The sequence below is a fragment of the Mesorhizobium sp. M1004 genome, assembly GCF_040318795.1.
Taxonomy (GTDB): domain Bacteria; phylum Pseudomonadota; class Alphaproteobacteria; order Rhizobiales; family Rhizobiaceae; genus Mesorhizobium.
The window spans coordinates 277,273-294,076 of record NZ_JAMYNB010000002.1; the positions used below are offsets into that span (position 1 = coordinate 277,273).

General features: G+C 62.2%; 16 protein-coding genes. 7 read left to right on the forward strand and 9 right to left on the reverse strand.

What is annotated here, in order from left to right:
* Window positions 1-6 precede the first annotated feature (6 nt).
* Together NKH54_RS05530 and NKH54_RS05535 are read left to right on the forward strand one after the other, a co-directional pair.
* Entirely contained in the window at window positions 7-834 is an 828-nt protein-coding gene (locus NKH54_RS05530; RefSeq protein ID WP_353027841.1) for an SDR family NAD(P)-dependent oxidoreductase, read from the forward strand.
* Between the two features lie 275 nt (window positions 835-1,109).
* Entirely contained in the window at window positions 1,110-2,393 is a 1,284-nt protein-coding gene (locus tag NKH54_RS05535; RefSeq protein WP_023689977.1) for an O-antigen ligase family protein, read from the forward strand.
* Window positions 2,394-2,403: 10 nt separating this feature from the next.
* Here the strand turns inward: NKH54_RS05535 and NKH54_RS05540 are convergent, their stop codons facing one another.
* From NKH54_RS05540 to NKH54_RS05550, 3 genes are all read right to left on the reverse strand, one after another.
* Window positions 2,404-3,495, reverse strand: coding sequence for an acyltransferase family protein (locus NKH54_RS05540; RefSeq protein WP_353027843.1), 1,092 nt, complete (start codon window positions 3,493-3,495; stop codon window positions 2,404-2,406).
* Window positions 3,496-3,672: 177 nt separating this feature from the next.
* Entirely contained in the window at window positions 3,673-4,896 is a 1,224-nt protein-coding gene (locus NKH54_RS05545) for a polysaccharide biosynthesis/export family protein (protein WP_032894632.1), read from the reverse strand.
* Window positions 4,897-5,114: 218 nt separating this feature from the next.
* Window positions 5,115-5,792, reverse strand: coding sequence for a sugar transferase (locus NKH54_RS05550; RefSeq protein ID WP_023668816.1), 678 nt, complete (start codon window positions 5,790-5,792; stop codon window positions 5,115-5,117).
* Between the two features lie 607 nt (window positions 5,793-6,399).
* Between NKH54_RS05550 and NKH54_RS05555 the strand changes: the two genes are divergently transcribed.
* On the forward strand, window positions 6,400-6,672 hold the full coding sequence (locus NKH54_RS05555) for an exopolysaccharide production repressor protein (RefSeq protein WP_023668815.1): 273 nt from the start codon (window positions 6,400-6,402) through the stop codon (window positions 6,670-6,672).
* 47 nt (window positions 6,673-6,719) lie between these two features.
* On the opposite strand, the gene NKH54_RS05560 is transcribed toward NKH54_RS05555, so the two are convergent.
* The 6 genes from NKH54_RS05560 to NKH54_RS05585 form a co-directional block, all read right to left on the reverse strand.
* Window positions 6,720-8,555: an ABC transporter ATP-binding protein gene (locus tag NKH54_RS05560; protein WP_353027844.1), complete on the reverse strand. Its 1,836-nt coding sequence runs from the start codon at window positions 8,553-8,555 to the stop codon at window positions 6,720-6,722.
* Window positions 8,556-8,560: 5 nt separating this feature from the next.
* The gene (locus NKH54_RS05565; RefSeq protein WP_353027845.1) at window positions 8,561-9,529 is read right to left on the reverse strand and encodes a phosphoenolpyruvate carboxykinase (ATP); all 969 of its coding nucleotides are present in this window, start codon (window positions 9,527-9,529) and stop codon (window positions 8,561-8,563) included.
* The gene (locus NKH54_RS05570) at window positions 9,529-11,445 is read right to left on the reverse strand and encodes a lasso peptide isopeptide bond-forming cyclase (protein ID WP_353027846.1); all 1,917 of its coding nucleotides are present in this window, start codon (window positions 11,443-11,445) and stop codon (window positions 9,529-9,531) included. The genes NKH54_RS05565 and NKH54_RS05570 overlap by 1 nt, the downstream gene beginning before the upstream one ends.
* A gap of 3 nt (window positions 11,446-11,448) precedes the next feature.
* Window positions 11,449-11,823, reverse strand: a complete 375-nt coding sequence (locus NKH54_RS05575) for a lasso peptide biosynthesis B2 protein (RefSeq protein ID WP_245261015.1) — start codon at window positions 11,821-11,823, stop codon at window positions 11,449-11,451.
* A gap of 25 nt (window positions 11,824-11,848) precedes the next feature.
* Window positions 11,849-12,118, reverse strand: a complete 270-nt coding sequence (locus NKH54_RS05580; protein WP_245259933.1) for a PqqD family protein — start codon at window positions 12,116-12,118, stop codon at window positions 11,849-11,851.
* A 161-nt stretch (window positions 12,119-12,279) separates the two neighbouring features.
* Entirely contained in the window at window positions 12,280-12,432 is a 153-nt protein-coding gene (locus NKH54_RS05585; RefSeq protein ID WP_023684233.1) for a lasso RiPP family leader peptide-containing protein, read from the reverse strand.
* 484 nt (window positions 12,433-12,916) lie between these two features.
* Here NKH54_RS05585 and NKH54_RS05590 point away from each other — a divergent pair, with 484 nt between their 5' ends.
* From NKH54_RS05590 to exoK, 4 genes are all read left to right on the forward strand, one after another.
* Window positions 12,917-14,041 carry a nucleotidyltransferase family protein gene (locus NKH54_RS05590; RefSeq protein ID WP_353027847.1) on the forward strand — a complete coding sequence of 375 codons (1,125 nt, stop codon included), beginning with the start codon at window positions 12,917-12,919 and terminating at the stop codon, window positions 14,039-14,041.
* 142 nt (window positions 14,042-14,183) lie between these two features.
* Window positions 14,184-15,206, forward strand: coding sequence for a glycosyltransferase family 2 protein (locus NKH54_RS05595; RefSeq protein ID WP_353027848.1), 1,023 nt, complete (start codon window positions 14,184-14,186; stop codon window positions 15,204-15,206).
* 127 nt (window positions 15,207-15,333) lie between these two features.
* A complete protein-coding gene (locus NKH54_RS05600) occupies window positions 15,334-15,729 on the forward strand; it encodes a cytochrome P450 family protein (protein WP_023668807.1) in 396 nt (131 codons plus the stop codon).
* Between the two features lie 121 nt (window positions 15,730-15,850).
* Complete coding sequence (gene exoK, locus NKH54_RS05605) at window positions 15,851-16,750, forward strand: endo-1,3-1,4-beta-glycanase ExoK (RefSeq protein ID WP_023668806.1); 900 nt, start codon at window positions 15,851-15,853, stop codon at window positions 16,748-16,750.
* Window positions 16,751-16,804: the final 54 nt, after the last annotated feature.

Below are 16,804 nucleotides of genomic sequence, written 5' to 3' on the forward strand. Positions count from 1 at the left end.
CCCACCATGACAGACCTTTCCGGCCGCAGCGCCATCGTCACCGGCGGGTTTTCCGGCATGGGTTTCGCCATTGCTACGGCCCTGGCGCAAGCCGGCGCCAATGTCGCCGTCGGCTCCTACATCGCGCCCGCCGGCGCCGACAGATCCGACGCCGCCTACTATCCCGGCGCCGATGAACTCGAGGGCGTGCGGTTGGCCCTGTCGGCACACGGCACCAGGGTTTGTGCCGCCCATCTCGATGTCCGCGACAGCGAGGTGACCAACCGGTTTGCAGCCGACGTGCAGGCCGCCATCGGCCCGGCCGACATACTGGTCAATGCCGCGGGCACCACCGCCGAACAGCCGGTCTGCGGCCATTCCGACGCGCTGTGGGACAAGATCGTCGACACCAATCTCAGCGGAGCGTTCCGCGTCACGCGAGCTGTGCTGCCCGGCATGATCGAGCGCGGCTGGGGCCGTATCGTCAACATCGGCTCGACGGCGGCTTCCGTCGGCTGGAAGGACAACCCGGCCTACTGCGCCTCGAAGGCCGGGCTGCTCGGCCTTACCCGCTGCGTGGCGCTGGAAGGCGCCGCGCACGGTGTCACCTGCGTCATGATCAGCCCGACCTGGGTCGAGACCGAACTGATGCGCCGCAACGTGGCGCAGGTCGTCGAGCGTGAGGGCAAGGGCAGAACCGCCGAGGAAGCGATGGCCGAGATCGCCAAGGGCAATCCCCAGCGGCGCATGCTGCAGCCGCAGGAAATCGCGGCTCTAGCCGTGTTCCTGTGCTCGGATCTGGCCAAGGGCATCACCATGGAAAACATCCAGATCACCGGCGGGGCGCTGTGGTAGCGGCCACAGTTTGAATTTTCGAACGAGCGAGCCGCATTAACGCCATTTGTCGGTTGCATGGTCGTTTTGGCCCTGCCTGCAGCAACTTTACCCCTCGCGGCAAATTTACCATTGAGTGACAGGCGATAGAGGTTATATTGTGCACTGCACAATGGATGCCCGCTGATCGGGGTCCGGCAAGGGCAGGTTCCGGCGATCGCGCATGACGCAGAAAAGCCGACCATGGGCGCTTCAGCCCAGCCGAAAGGCGGCAGCATGAGAAATCCGGTACGGATATGAAGATCCCGAAATCCATTCTGATCGATCCGGACAACAACAAGGCCTATGCCGCCTTCGCCGTTGCGGTGTCGGTCTTTGCCTTCGCCTACTCCACCAATTTCGGCCAGATCCTGATCCTCGCCTACTATCTGGTATGGCTGCCGCTGCTGTTCGTCGATTACCGGCGTTTCGCCCGCGATCTCTCCAGCGCCTGGCTGCCGCTGCTGTTTGCGGCCTATGTCTGCCTGTCGCTGTTCTGGTCGCAAGCGGCCGGCACCAGCGCGCGGGCGGGGCTGCAATATTTCTCCCACATGCTGTGCGCCTACATCGCGGCGCGCACCATCAGCACGCGCACGCTGGTGCTGGGCTCGCTGATCGGCATCTTCATCGTGCTGCTGTATTCGCTGAAGGTTGGCGCCTATGCGCTCGACACTATCGACGGCACCACCAATTTCGTCGGCGCCTTCGGCTCCAAGAACCAGATCGGCTTCTTCGCCTCGCTCGGCATCTTCTTCTGCTTCGCTTTTCTGGCCTTCTACCGGCGCAACTGGATGAGCTTCGTCTGGACCGCGCCGATCATCCTGCTGTCGGTCTATATGCTGGCGATCGCCCACTCGGCGACGTCAGTCGCTTCGCTTCCGGCGGTGATCGGTGTCGTTGCCTTGCTTGCCATGAGCAAGGTTCTGTCACGCCGCTACCGCCGCGTGCTGTTCGTCGTCGGCGCTACGGCGCTGGTCGGCGGTGTGATGGCTGCGCTGAACCTTGGCCTGCTCGATGTCGTGCTCGGCATCTTCGGCAAGGATTCGACGCTGACCGGCCGCACCTATCTCTGGGAACAGGGCTGGGCCGCCGCGCAGCAGCGTCCGGTGCTCGGTTATGGCTATGCCGCCTACTGGATCCAGGGTTTTGCCGATCCGGAACGGCTCTGGGCCGAGTTCTACATCTCCACCCGCACCGGCTTCCATTTCCACAACACCTATATCGAGACGCTGGTCGAGCTCGGCTTCATAGGCGTGACGATGCTGGCGCTGATCATCCTGCGCTCCTTCTGGGGCCATGTTTCGAAGGTGGTGTTCGGTGACTGGAGCGCCGATTCGGTGGTGCTCGCCGGCGCGGTCGGCATGATGCTGATCCGCTCCTTCTTCGAGGTCGAGATCCTCGGCCCCTATTTTATGGCCTCGTTCATCGTCTATTACGGCCTGTTCAAGCTGCGCCCGGTGCCGCTCGCCAGGGCAAGGCGGGCCTATGTTCCGGTGCCGGACGAGAACACCGCCAACGGCCGCATGCCGGCGCGCGTCTGACTTGCTTATCTCAGGCGACGGCGCGCTTGCGCAGCATCAGCCGCTGCAGGAAGCGGCGCAACGGCTCGTCATAGAGGCGCGTGGCGATGTCGGCGATGACGATGACGGAAACCGCCATGACGATGCCGAACCAGGGATGATGCGCGAACGGGTCGATCGCTGCGGCCTTGCCCGCCCCGGCGATGATCATCAGCAGCGGCGTGTGGATGATGTAGATCGGGTAGGAAATCCGCCCCAGCCAGCCATAGAGGCCTGACAGGCGCGGCGCCGTCTGCGCAATAGTGCCGACCACCACCAGCGCCGGGAAAACAAAGACGACGCAGGCGAGATCGTAGGCGACGCGCGCGCCGCCGGCCGGCGCGATGGCAAAGACGATGAGCGTCAGCGCGATCGCACCCTCGACCCACCAGCCGCGCCGCAGGAAGCCGAGCCCGCTTTGATAGCGTGTCATGGACCGGCAAAGCAGCACGCCCAGGAAGAACGAGAAACAGACGCGCGGCAGGCCGCTGATGATGGTCGAGCCGGTCATGCCGAAGTCGAGCGTGCCGGCAATGATAGAGACGACCACCAGCAACACCAGGCTGACGGCGATGAGCGTGCTCAGCACGCGTTTCGTCAGCAGGAAGAAGACGGCGACATAGGCTATGTTGACGATCAGCTCGAAGAACAGCGACCACGACGCGGGGTTGAGCGGAAAGATCGTGTGATAGGCATCGCTGACCAGCGGGATGAAGAACATGCCGGTCGTCAGCATGGTTCCGATCTCGGAGATCGGCATGTATTCCGCCGGAATCAGCCGGTTCTTGACGACGAGATAGAAGAAACCGAGCAGCGTGCCGGCGAGGTAGAGCGGGTAGAGGCGTATCAGGCGGATCGCCACGAAGGTGCCGACGCCCATGCCGTTTTCGATCTTGCGGTCATAGGCATGCGCGATGACGAAGCCGCTGAGCAGGAAGAACAGGTCGACGGCCAAATAGCTCGACGGCAGCACCTTGCCGGCGGCCAGGAACGGCGAGAAGTGGTAGAGCATGACGCTGATCGCCGCGACGCCGCGGATGGCATCGAGATTGAGGTAGACGTGGCGCGGTGCGGCGGGCTGCATGGAATGCCTTCAAGCGGTCGAAAAACGGAAGTTCCCGCCCGCACCCTGGCGCGAACGAGCCGAACTGGTTCCTCCCGCCTCCATCGCGCGGGCCTCGCCGAGCGAGCCCGAGCGCTAGAGCAATTCCGGGAAAAGTGGGAAACGGTTTTCCGTCCGGAATTGCTCCAAACAAACAGGTTACTGGCTGGCCGTCGGCGCCAGCTTCACCTTGATGACGTCGCCCGGCAGCACCGGCGTATCTTCCTTGGCGTCGATCTCGCTGGTCTTGCCGTCCGTCACGCGCACCAGCGAATAGATGAGCGCCGGCTCTTCATTGTGGTTTGTGATGGCGGCGGTCGTGGCCGGGTCCGATGCCTGGGCCATCAGGCCCTGTTGCATGTTGACCCTGAGTGCGGCTTCGTTGAGGTCTGCTTCGACCTGCTGCCGGTCGGCGGCAAGTCTCGAGTTCAACGTGTTCTGGGCATCGATGGCATCCTGCGTCGCCTTGCTGACCGACTGCTTGGCGGTGAGGATCGCCGTCTCATAGTCCAGGATCTTGCCCTGCAGATCGGTGACCGACTGTTGCGAGGAAAGCAGGCGTGCGTTGGCGACCAAGCCCTTTTGCGCCAGCGGACCGATACTGTCCGCCTGCTGCTGCGCCAGGTCGACCTGCTTTTGCTGGTTGACGATCTTTTTCTGCAGCGCCTCGATTTCGGACTGCAGGACCCCTTTCAGATCGTCAAGCGCCTGCAGCTTCAGCTTCAACGCTTTCTGGTCGGAGATCAGGATCTGCATTTCGTCGGCGACGATTGTCGCCAGGCGCGGGTCGCCCTCGACTTCCTTAGGCGCCTCGAAACTCTCCTTGCCGGCGAGATCGGCATCGATGCGGGCACGCTTGACGATCAATCGCACGCGCTGGTCGTCATAAATGTCGAAATTGCCCTTGGCGGTGATCAGATCCTTGCCGAGCTGGGTGCCGAAATCGGCGTTGCGCCGGATGCCGCCGGCGATGCTGATCGCCTTGAGCACGGTCAGCTCCGGCACATAGGGAAACTGGCCAGGCGTCTGGATCTCGCCCGAGATGTAGAACGGCCGGAACTGCACCATTTCCACCGAGGCTTCCGGCTTGTCCGACAAGGCAAGCTTGCGCTGCAGGGCGACGCTGATCGCGGTCGCAACCTCCGACGTGGTCTTGCCGGCGGCCGGCAGTTCGCCGACGAACGGCACCGACAAATTGCCGGCTGGACCGACCGAATATTCGCCGTTTACCGCCGACCAGTCACGGAACGTGCCTTCCACCGTCTGCCACTCGGCGACGCGGATGTTGAGCTTGTCTTGCGAGCCGAGCCGGTACTCGTCGGCCATGGCCGGAACCGCGAGCGACAGAGCGAGGCACGTGGCGACGAGCCGTGCCGGCCGCATCGGGCCGGCAAGGCGAAAATACGCTGATATGTCTGTTTTCAACTGAACGTTTCCGATCCGTTTTGGCCCCATCCGCCCGATAGGCCTGCTGCCGAGTGCCTCCTTCGGAACATGGCAGAATACTATGGCTGCAATGCGAGACCGGCCCATCGCCGAATAGCTTTGGACCGGATTGGCTTCGGGCCGTACCGGCCCGATTGCTGACCAGTTGCGGTCGGTCAGTAGGAACCGCGCGACATCCACACCGCAGGCACGGTCTTGAGGATGATGCGAACGTCTTCGAACAGCGACCAGTTCTCGACATAGTGACGGTCGAACGCGACGCGACTGTCATAGGAGACATCGTTGCGTCCGCTGACCTGCCAGAGCCCGGTCAGGCCCGGCCGCGACTTCAAATAATAGACCGCGGCGCTGCCGTAGATCTCAAGCTCGTCGCGCACCACCGGGCGAGGCCCGACAAGGCTCATGTCGCCCTGCAGGATGTTGATGATCTGCGGCAGCTCGTCGAGGCTGAGCTTGCGCAGAACGGCGCCGACGCGGGTGACGCGCGGATCGTTCTTCAGCTTGCGGGTCGCGATCCATTCGGCGTTGGCTTCCGGATTGGCCGCGAGATAGGCGGCCAGCACACGTTCGCCGTCTTCGACCATGGTGCGGAACTTGAGGCAGGGGAAAATCCGCCCACCGCGTCCGATGCGCTTGTGGCCGTAGAAGATCGAGCCGCCGTCGGAAAGCTTGACCAGAAGGGCCACCATCAGGAACAGCGGGCTAAGCGCCACCAGGCCGACAAGTGAACCGAAAATATCGAAACTGCGCTTCAGCAGCCCGCCGATGGGTGGCGGAAAATCTACGCCGACATGCGAAAATGCCGCATTAGCCGACTTGGCAACGTCCCTCATGCAAAAGCTCCATACGTTGAACGGATGGTTTATGCCACGATACCAAAAAAATGCTGCAGCGCAACACACAATTTCCCATATGGCGGAAATAGTCACGTCAGGAATTGACTAAATAATAAACCCTCCTTGCCCAAATTTTGCCCTTTATGGCGGGTTTGTGACGAATAATTAGCAACCGTAGGAAATGTAATGCCTTTTTTCGGCGGGTTTTGGGCAAATCGTCCTTTGCCGCAGAGGGAACGGCTTTAACTGATTTTCGAATCACTGGCTTTGCTAAATTAATCAAGTAAAATACTAATCAACATTGCAGATTCTACTGTAGTATAAAGCGCATGACGAGTTAGGCCACCACCCCTGCGTGTGCATCGCAGCATGGCGGAGTCCAAGCCGCCGCCAAGCCGAAAATTATTGCTGGTTGCCCTTGCCGTCAGTTTCGCGCCTTAATAGAGTCGCAAATTATTCCTGATAGAGTCTGGATGGGTTGGGAAGGCCGGAAGCAACCGGCCGAAAAAGAGCAGCTAAATAAGCTCGCATGGCGAATGGGGAGATACTCGGGTGGGTAAGTCGTCGCTTTTGCATGCTCGGGCCGGTTGACGGGCCGCCGAACATGTCATTACCAAAATTCGTCATTGGAATGGTTTTCGCCCTCGCGATCGTGGTCGCGTGGTCCTATGTCGACGGCGCGACGGTCACCACAACGGTGCTTCGCGTCATCGGCTGCGCTGTCCTCATCCAAATCGGTTATTTCCTGCTGGTGTATGTGATGATCGCCAGGAGCGCGCCGACATCGGCCGACAGGGCTCGCGACGCCGAAAGAAGCCTCGGCGCCGACAAGGCGGTTGAAGGCGAGAAGCTCTCGGCGAGGCGCAGCGTGCATTGAACAGTCTGAAGCCGCAAGGTCGGCCTCGGATCATCTTGCAGCCGGACTCAGCCTGCTTCGGCCGGCTCGGGTTCCGATTGCTCGCCTGAAAGCATTTTCGACAGGCGGCTGCCGGCCTTCGCTTTCAACCTCTGATATTGCCCGACTTCGACGATTCGTCCGTTTTCGACTGCAACCACCCAGTCGGCGAAGGCGATCATCGATGGCCTGTGCGCAATGGTCAGGATCGTCATCGATCCGCGCAAGCCGTCGATCGATTTGGCGATCAGGGACTGGTTCTGCCAGTCGAGCGCGCTGGTCGCCTCGTCGAGAATGAGCAGCGAAGGTTTGCGCAGCAGCGCGCGCGCCAGCGCGATGCGCTGGCGTTCGCCGCCCGAGAGCCGGACGCCGCGGTCGCCGACCACCGTGTCGAGCCGCAACTCCAGCCGCTCGACGAAGTCGGCGCCATGCGCAGCGCGCAGTGCAGTCCACAGCTCCGCGTCACTGGCTTGCGGCGCGGCAAGGCGCAGATTGGCGGCGATCGTATCGTGCAGCAGGAACACGTCTTGCGGCACATACGCCACCTGGTCGCGCCAGCGCCGGCGGTTGGCGGCGCCGATCTCGACGCCATCGGCCAGGATTTTGCCCTCGCTCGGTTCGAGCAGGCCAAGCAGCATGTCGGCAAGCGTGCTCTTGCCCGAGCCTGACGGACCGATCAGCGCCGTTACCTTGCCGGCGGGAAGGCCAAACGTCACATCGCTCACCACCGGCTTGCCGCCGGCCTCATAGGCAAAGGAGACGTTGCGGATGTTGAGCCCGACATCGAGCGACAGCTTGGCATCCGGTTCGAGGTTTGCCGGCTCGCTTTCGGCATCGAAACGCGCCTGCATGTCGCGCATCGAGGCATAGGCCGGCAGATTGATCAGCACCTGCTGCGCCTGCATCTGCATGTCCATGAAGCGCGGCGCGATGCGCATGAACACCAGAAGCAAGACTACGATCTCGGCCAGTGAGAGGTTGAAGCGGACCAGGGCGACATAGATGAACAGGCTCAGACCAATGACGCTGGCGACCTGGAACAGCGCGGTGCCGATGGTGCTGTTGCGCACATAGTTGATGTTGTCGGCCTTCATCTTCTCCAGCGTCGCGCGAAGCTGCGCGTAATAGGTCGCCTCGACATTCAGGCTCTTGGCCACCTTGATGCCGCCGAGGAACTCCGAGACCGTTCGGTACTGCTCCTGGCGATTGCTGGTCAAGACCCGGCCGAAGGCGCTGGCTCGTGCCCGAAACGGCTGCAGTGCCAGGAAGGTGACGATGCCGACGACAATGGCAAACGCCGTCATCACTGGCGAAATGAACAGCGAGACAACGAGATAACCCGCCAGAAGCACGGCGATCTGCACCAGCATCAGCAGCGAGAACGCCGCCGACTGCACGCGGTCGATATCGCCGGTCAGCGCATGGTCGAGATCGGAGCTGCGCATGCGCGCGAATATCCCCCACCGCGCCTTGCCGATGCTCTCGAACAGGTTCATGCGCAGGCGATTGATGAAGTCGAGCAGCAGTCGCGCCATGTAGACGGATTTATAGCGGTTGAACGCTGCCTGCAGCGCGACAAGCCCGACCAGCAGGCAAAGCACCGTGGTCAATTGCAGCGTTCCGTCCGGAGCCAGCCAGCGCACCCAGTCGCGGTCAGGCAACCTGACCGCGAAATTCTGCTCGGGTCGCCCGACCAGATGCAGCAGCGGCACCAGAAGCAGGATCGAGATGCCTTCGGTCAGGCTTCCCAGGATCAGGAACAGCAATGCCGTGAAGGTCCTGCGCCCGCCGATCCGGGCCATGGCGGCGCCGAAGCCGGCGACATCGCGGTAAAACGAAAAGCGCAGGATCTGCGATGCGGACATGTCAGTCACCGCGGCCCTTTGTCGGCCGCCAGATCGTTTTCGATCAGGGCGACGGCTTCGCCGATACGGTCGAGCCCGGTGGGCACTTCGAGGCGACAGACGCCGATCTGGCTGGCCAGGGCCGCGCATTGGCGAAGATGTGTCGTGGCAAAATCGCCGACCAGGGCTGGACGGCCGAAACGCGTCACATAGGAAAATTTGATGATGGCCGGCAGGGCGCCGATGCCTGGCAGCGGCGTGATCGCTGCCTTGTCGCCGCGCTCGAGGATATAGATCCGGGTCGCCGGCACCGCGTCTGCCGCAAATCCGGCGTGCAGGCGATGCTGCATCTTGTCGATCGCCGCATGCACCTGCGGGCGTATTTCTGCCTGGCGGATGGGAAACGCGGCGGCGGCATCGGCGGCGAGCTTCAACTGCGGAAAACCCGGAACGATCATCGGCCGGTCCGTGAGATCGAGCGCCACGACATCGTCGGTCAGCAATCGATGCCCGGCACGGATCATCGCGCTCGCCGTCGTCGATTTGCCGGCGCCCTTGTCGCCCATGAAGACAGCGCTCTTGCCGCCGACCGCAATGGCGCTGGCGTGCAGGATGAGCAGGCCGCGCTGGTGCAGGAGCAGTGCCATGACCGGACCGAGCAGCGGAAACGCCAGCAGCGCATCGTCGACATCGGGCGCCGGCTCCACCTCGATCCGGCAGGCATCGGTGATCAGGAAGGCGCCGACCGTCTGCCATGCCAAATATTGCTGCCGCGGCTCGAAACGGAAAGCGGTTCCGGTCTCGGGCGAGGGTTTTGGCAGGTCGATCGGGCCGACCGTGATCAGCACATCGACGCAAGCTGGTTCGCTCGGCTCTAGGTCAGGCAGTTCGACCTGCGAAGCGATCGTCAGCCCATAGGCTTTGTACAAGTGCTGTGCGCGAGCAGCAATTGCATGGCGGTCATCAGCGGCAAGAGGCATGTTGGCCGGCATCATCAGTGGCTCCCGCGCTGTTGCACCTGCCGCAGCCACAACGATAGCGAAATCGAACGCCATACATACTGGACATCGGGCAAGGTCGCGGCGTCGGGTTGGCTGGAAATGCGGCCATAGGCGGCGGTCACCTCAGGCAGGTTGACGTAAGGGGCAATCCGCGCCGCATCTTTCACCAGCACCTTGTCCAGGAGATCGCGGTGGTTGCCCAGCATGCCTTTGACCAAATTGGAGGTGAAATCGATCTTGTCGCGCCGCCACTGCACCGCCGGGGGCAAAATTCCTTCCATGGCACGGCGCAACACCGAGCGGCCAAAGCCCTGGTTCAGCTTTTCCGCGCCGGGCAGTGCCAGGCAGAACTCGACCAGAGGCTTGTCCCAGAAGGGGTAGCGCGGCTCGACGCCGAAATTCGCCGCCGCCTTGTCGAGTACCTCGAAGGCGTGCGGCACCATGCCGTTCGACAGCAGCCAGCGATGGGTCAAGGTCTCGCTGGCGCTGACCGCGGGCGACATGTAGCCGGCCCTGCGGAACCGTTCGACGAGGTCGGTACGCATCGCCAGGTCCGGATTGATCAGGGCGCGCCAGCTCGTCGCCGGCCGCCCAGTGGGATGGCGCCGCAATTTGCCAAGCACGCGGTTCGCGAACCGCTTGATTCTCGCGATGCGCCAGGCCGGCCCGTAAAGGGTAAGGAACTGGTAGTAGAGGCCGAGCATGCCATCGCCATAGGTGTTGGAGGCGCTGCGCAGCTCGCGCCACAGCTCCATCCATTTGCCGGCATAGGCGAGTTCGTGCAGATGGCCGTGGCCCTGCGAAACCACCTCGTCGCCGCCATGGCCGTCCAGCAGCACCCTCATGCCCTTGGCGCCGGCGGTCCTGTAGATGTCGCGGGTCAGCGACAGGCCGGGCGCAAGAAACGTTTCTTCCTGCTCCTCCAGAATGTGTTCGAATTCGGCGAAGGGCGCATAGTTGCCGACGGAAATCAAAGTGCCGTCGACCTTCTCCTGTCCAAGCACTGCCTCGATGAAAGGCCGCTCGTCCATCGGCGAACCCTTTTCGAACACCAGCGAGAAGGTCGGCAGCCTCGGCTTTCGCTGCGCGGCATTCTGCAGGCCCGCCACGCAGGCGATCGACGAGGAATCGAGCCCTCCGCTCAGCATTGCGCCGACCGCAGGCGTGCCGCGCATACGGTTGCGGACCGATTGCGAAAACAGATGCCGGAATTCCTCGGCCGTATCCGATCGCATCGGCCTTGGCGAGGGTTCGATCTGCCAGTAGCGGCGCAGCACCACCTGGTTGCCGGTCACTGTCAGACTGTGGCGCGCCGGCAGGCGGAAGATATCGGCATAGGCTGTCGACTGCGGATCGTCGGGCAGCCCGGCCAGGAATCCCGAAATCTGGTGTTCGCTGATGCGCATGTCGACGCCGCCGGCATCGAGGATCGGCCCGATCTCCGAGGCAAAGACGAAGCGCCGGTCGCTCGAATGATAGTAGAACGGTTTGACGCCGAAATGGTCGCGCACGCAAAACAGCTGCCGGCGCTCGCCATCCCAGATGGCAAAGGCGAAGTCGCCTTGCAGATGCTCGGGGCAGGCTTCGCCCCAGCGCAGATAGGCGCGCATCAACAGCACGGCGTCGGCAACCGAACTGTCCCTGATGCCAAGCCTGGCCAGCAATTCGTCGCGATTGTCCAGCCGGCAGTCCGCGGTGATCGCGAGCTTGCCGCCGGCCATGGTCAGCGGGCCGGGGCCGGCTTCATCGGTGGTGTTGAGCCAGGCGTGGCCAAGAACGACGCCCTCGTCCATCCACCACGAACTGCCGTCAGGCGCGCGATGTTGCATGCGGGTAAGCATGCGCTGGATGTCGGCCGCGGCGGCCTGCCTGCCTTCCTGCCTAAGCAGAATTCCGGCGACGCCGCTCATCGCTCACTGGCCGTGGTCGACGAGATGGTTAAACCTGCCAAGCGAGCCGCCGAGCACGATATGGTCGCCGCTGACCAGCCAGGCATGCGCCTTCAACTCGGTGCCGGTGTCGCGCTCGATGCCGATGCGGATTTTTGAGGCGTTGCCCTGGCGAGCAAGCAAATACTGGCCGGAAAGCGCTTGGGTCAGACAGCTTGCGCCAGGCACCAGGCGGGCAGCCGCAGCCACGCCCCAGGCGACACGCCTGAGATCGCCGATGTCGGCTGGTTCGCGCGCGTCGAGCCGGGTCACCATGCGGCGCACTTTGTTGTAGGAAAGCAGCGTCAGCCCCAGCCGCACCGCCACGACCACCGCAAGGCAGTGGGCGAGAAAGAGCATCTCCGGCCCGCTCAGTGAGAAAGCTCTAGACAAGTTCCTCATCATGGAGCCTCGCAAGCCCGGCGTCCGCCAAGCCCTTCAACAATCCATCGACATCGGCCTTGCAGCGTTCCGGATCGACATTGTAGCGATCCAGCACGGCGCTGCGGATTTCGGAAATCGGCCGCGGCTCCTGGATCAGCTCCCAGATATAGGCGCCGACGCTGTTCAGGCTGTAATAGATGTTGGACCTCATATCGAGCAGCGCCAGGCCGTTGCCGAATTCGCAGGCCACGGCATCCTTGCTCGCGCTCATCCGATCATGGTCCGTGGGGTTCCAGTCCATCCTAAACCTCGCTCACAACCAACGCTTCGACAATTCCGGACAAAGACGCGAGAGCCGGGGTTTGACCCCCGACTCTCCTTAGTGCGCTCTGTTTGCAGAGTCCGGACTTTGTCACCCCAACGAGAGAATACTCAGGAGAAGGTGAGTTCGCCGACCGGCGTATGTGCCGGAAACGAGGCGTCGAGTGCCGTAGTACCGCTACCGCCTTGCGTGATGGTCTCGATCGAGCCGTGGACCGTCAGGCTAGGGGTTTCGTACTCATGCTTTTCAACATTCTGTTCCAATTTACTCTCCACTTGTGGACTGGAAGCGGCCTGTCGATTGCCGGCAGCGAGCTATTGCTGCACCGCAATAGCTGCATGGCAGCATTTATGAGTCAAGCCTGATTTACCAGCCGTTAATCAATTCTCGGTTGCGACTCCCTTCAATGGTGATCAAAGCGCTTTGCATTTTCACATCCAGGAGAATTCAGCAGAGTGTCCGAGGCCATGAACTAAGTATCTGATTTAGTTACGTTAAATTTTCCTTCGAATGCTCCTCACTTGGGCGCTGGCGCATTCCCACAAAATTGTTGCTGACGTACCCGCCAAAAGCCCCGATCAGGCGGCGCCTTGCATCTCGTTGTAGGACTGTGTTGCGAAACGTTCAGGTTGCAGGAAAATTGGCGCCAAAGGAAAAACTGGACGCGGCGCATGAATTTGGCGATGCTTTGCTTCGCAGTTGCAATATAACGCGCCTGGCGAATTTTTTGCGGAGATGCTGCAGCAGATGGCCTTGCAGGAAGGGACCTTCGAAAGGTTGCGCGCCGCTGGCTGCGCCGACGAAGTGGCCTATGTGCAGGCGTGCCTGCGGCTGTTCTTCGCCTCCGGGGCGAGCCCCAGCACCGCGCCTGCACCGGCCATCTCCGTTGCCGATGTTTGCGACATCGCCAGGCTGAACAAGGTCGCCACCTTCATGCTGAAGGCGCTGTCGCGCCCACCGGCGGGCGAGACGCCGCCGGGATTGCTCGAGTGGCTCGACACTTATCGCCGGCGCACGATTGCGATGAACTCGTCCGGCATCATGGATTCGATGGCCATCGACAAGGCGCTGCGCTGCAGCGGCATCGATTTCGTGTTCCTGAAGGGGCCCCTCCAGCAGCAACTGCTCTATGGCGACCATTTCATGAAGCCGTCCGGAGATGTCGACATATTGGTGTCGCCGGCCGGCTTCTTTAGAGCTCGCGATGCGCTGCGCTCGATCGGCTACGAGGTCGCCGGCAAGTCCCGCTCCGTCTGGTGGGTGCGCTTTCTGGGCGAGCAGCACATGGTTCGCAGCCAGGGTCGGAAATTGTCCACAGTCGATCTCCATTACCGGCTCCAGCAGCCGGGATCGCCCAGCCCGCGCGATACGGAAGGGTTCCTGCGCCGCAAGCGCGCGCTTGCGATCGCCGGCTCCAGCGTGCCGTTCATCTCGGCCTCCGACACTTTGCTTCTGTCCTGCATCAGTGTCGCAAAGGCGCTGTTCAACCGCGAGCCATGCGCGGGCTATGTCTGCGATATCCGGGCCGCTGCCAGTCGGCTGAGCGAGGCCGAGCAGCAGACTGTGCTCGACTACGCGGCCGAGCAGGGGCTGGCTGACACCCTGCTGCTGGGCCTGCGCGCCGCCGATGTGCTGCTTGGTGGCGCCGGCACGCTGCTGTCGGATCGGGCCACCAGGATCCTGTCACGCATCGGCAATGAAGACCTGTTCCACATGGTCATCGCGCCGTGGGTGTCGTCGCTCAGATGGCCGCAACGGCGCACCGTTTTGTGGGAATTGTGCGGCCGCGAACCTGTCCGCTATCTGACCGAGGCCGGCTGGGCCGCGTCAGCCGACCTCAGCCGGCGGATTTTCGAGCGGGAAAGCCGGTGACGATGAGGGTCGTCATGCAGCAGGCAGATAACGTTCCGTCCCGATCCGCTGGGGATGGATCGGGGGATGGATCGGGGTCCGGCGCCGCGCGCCGGGAGGGCGAGGGGCCTCGCGACACTTTATGCAATCGAAAGGCCACCCTATGTCCATGACAGAATCCCGGGTCTGCGTGATCATCGCCGCGCGCAACGCGGCCCGGACCATTCCCGCAGCCATCGCCTCGGCGCTGCGCGAGCCGGAGGTGGCGGAAGTCGTCGTCGTCGACGACGCCTCCACCGATGACACCGCAAAGGTGGCCAGCGCTGCCGATGATGGCAGCGGCCGGCTTTCGGTCATCCGGCTCGACGCCAATCGCGGCCCGTCCTTCGCCCGCAATACCGCCATTGCCGGGTCGAAATCACCTTTCATCAGCATTCTCGACGCCGACGATTTCTTCCTTCAGGGACGGTTTCGCCAGCTGTTTGCCAGCGCCGACTGGGATTTCGCCGCCGACAACATCATGCTGATCCGTGACGATACGGCGACCGATGTCTCGAAGATCGTCGCCCCGTCCTTTTCGGCGGACCCGGAATTCCTCGACTTCGAGCGGTTCATCGAGGGCAACATCTCCAGACGGCGTGTCCAGCGCGGCGAACTCGGCTTTCTCAAGCCGGTGATATCAAGAGCTTTCCTCGACAGGCATGGGCTGCGTTACGACGAGAACCTGCGTCTCGGCGAAGATTACGAACTCTACGCCCGCGCCTTTGCCCTTGGCGCACGCTTCAAGGTCATCCGTTCCTGCGGCTATGGCGCGATCGTGCGCGCCGATTCGCTGAGCGGGCGCCACAAGACACAGGATCTGAAGCGCCTCGCCGATGCGGATCTGGCACTGCTCGAGATCGACAGCCTGCCGGAAGGCTCCAAGGCCCTGCTGCGCAAGCACGAGCGGCATGTGCGTGACAAATACCGGCTGCGCAATTTCCTCGATGTGAAGGCCGAGCGCGGCATGGCGTCTGCCGCCGCCTATGCGCTGGCCAGCCAATCGAACCTCATTCCCATCGTTGTCGGCGTGGCCGCCGACAAGCTCGATGCGTTGTTTCGCCACGCCGGTCTGTCCCCGCGGCAGCAGCCGGTGCCGCCCTTGCGCTTCCTCATGGCCGCTACCAACACGGCGGCGCAAAAGTAGGCTCCGCCAAGTCCGGGACGGCGGCCGCAAGGCTGAAAAAATTGCCTTTCTGAAACTCGGAGGTTGCCTACACGCCCCGACGATGGCACTGTATGTTGCGGTGCAGCAATTTTGGAAGGCCAACCGGATGGCTTCAATTTTCGGCTTCAGGTCCAGGGACCCAGCGCGCGACAAGCAGACCGATCTGGCGCGTTTCGACCGTCTGGCAAAGCTGTTGGATCAGATCACGGCCGAGATTGCGGCCGAGAAGACCGGGTTGGAGGCCCGCTACCGGTCGAAGTCCACCAACGCGGCCTTCCTGGTCGAGTCGATGGAGAACGGCTCGGCGTCGGCACGCAAGCTGTCGGAAGTCGGCGAGCTGACGAAGTCCATCCTGAACTGCGAACAGCGCATCGCCGAGCTGGTGCGCCAGACGAGCCGGATGAAGGAACTGCGTCATTCACTCGACGCGATCGTCGGCGAGGATGGCCAGAGTTCTGATTCGCACGGGGAATATGTCAAACCCGCAGGTCGCTTCGGCTGAACACGGTCACACGAGACACAGAAGAGAAAGTTCGGGGACGGAGGATCGGGATCGGCCCGTTAGCAATGTGGGCCAATCGGTGACTTTGGGTTGGGGCGGAACAGCACAAAGGTGAATTGATATGAACGCAGATCCGAAGACGACGCCCATGGCGGCAATCGATGCCATGATTTCGACGCGGCCAAATCGGCCAATGCGTCTTGTAAACCCAACGCGTCTTCTATCCGTTGGTGCGCTTCTGTTGGCGGCAGCCGCAGCTCTGCTCGGCGCCGCCCACCCCTCCCGCGCCCAGGACGCCTCCCCGGAGATGCAAAGCGCACCGTCCTTCGTCGACGATTTCAAGAGTTTCGATCGTTCGCGCTGGTATGTCTCCGACGGTTGGTCGAACGGCAATCACCAGAACTGCACCTGGTCGAAAAGCCTGGTAAAATTTTCCGACAACATGCTGACGCTCGGGTTCGAAAAGCGCAAACTGAAGGACCGCGAGTTCGCCTGCGCCGAGATCCAGACCAAGCAGCGCTTCGGCTATGGGACCTATGAAGCACGGATGAAGACCGACACCGGATCCGGTCTCAACGCCGCTTTCTTCACCTATATCGGCCCTGCCGACAAACAGCCCTGGTATGAGATCGACTTCGAGGTGCTGACCAAGGATACATCCAAGGTGCAGGTCAACAGCTACATCGCCGGCAAGCCCAAGAACGAGAAGCTGGCCGAGGTCGAAGGCGGCGCCGACAAGGGCTTCAACGACTATGCCTTTATCTGGGAAAAGGACCGGCTGCGCTGGTACGTCAACGGCAAGCTGGTCCAGGAAGTGACCAATCCCGAGCAATTGCCGACCCACTCGCAGAAGATATTCTTCAGCCTCTGGGGCAGCGACACGCTGAAAAACTGGATGGGCGCCTTTTCGGACCCCGGCCGCCAGGTGACGATGCAGGTGCAGCGCGTCGCCTTCACCGCGCTCGGCCAGCCGTGCCAGTTTCCGGAATCGCTGGCATGCAGTGTAAGCAGCATAAAGTAGATCTGAACCGGCCCGGCTATATAAGGCCAAAGGGCGTGAACAGGAATTAACCCG